The organism is Streptomyces sp. NRRL B-24572, from assembly GCF_002156145.1.
GTDB classification, from domain to species: domain Bacteria; phylum Actinomycetota; class Actinomycetes; order Streptomycetales; family Streptomycetaceae; genus Streptomyces; species Streptomyces vietnamensis.
In genome coordinates this window covers 1-668 of the sequence record NZ_MWIG01001224.1, presented here as the reverse complement: position 1 = coordinate 668, position 668 = coordinate 1, and the positions used below count along the sequence as shown (strand labels likewise).

Below are 668 nucleotides of genomic sequence, written 5' to 3'. Positions count from 1 at the left end.
GGGGGCGGGGGCGGACTCGCAGGGGGGCGGAGTGTCGAGCTCTGCACTGCCTCCGGTTGCTGCTTCCCCGGTTGCTGCTCCTGCGGTTGTTGCTCCCCCCGTCGTCGTTTCCCCCGCCGGCTCTTCTTCGGGTGTCGGTCCGGCCGCCGGGTCCGGGGCGCGGCCCACCGGGTTCGCCCCGCCTGCCTGAGCAGGGCGATCAGGGGAAGACCGACGGTGGGGTCTCCAGGGCTTCGAGTTCGATGCCGGGGGCGGCGAGGACCACGTCGCCGGCGATGTGGACCGTATGGCGTTCGCCCGTGTCCAGGGCGCTGACCTGGTACTCGTCCACCATCAGCGGTCCGTTGTCAGTGGCGTGCGCTTCACTTCTCAGCAGGGCCCAGGACTGGTCGACCGTGAGGGGGGCGAGCACCGGGTCCGTGAAGGCGACGAGCCTGACACGGGTCTCGGGGGAATCGGGGGTGAGACGCAGGAGTCGCGTGAGGGCGACGAGGAACGCCGGGGACGTGCCGGTGAAGNNCGCGGCGTGCAGTTCGAGGCGGATGGGGCGGCCGAGTTCGTCGACGGCCAGGTCGACGGAGCCCTTGTGGTCGCCGGAGGGGGTGGTGATCTGCGAGACGTAACGCCAGCCGGAGGGGCCGGGCGCGCAGTGGAAGTGTTCTTCACCG

At 71.3% G+C, this 668-nt stretch carries 1 protein-coding gene; it reads right to left on the bottom strand.

The features are described from left to right. Positions 1–199: 199 nt before the first annotated feature. A partial coding sequence (locus CCN56_RS41445; RefSeq protein WP_107484331.1) for a hypothetical protein occupies positions 200–668 on the bottom strand: 469 nt, incomplete at its 5' end.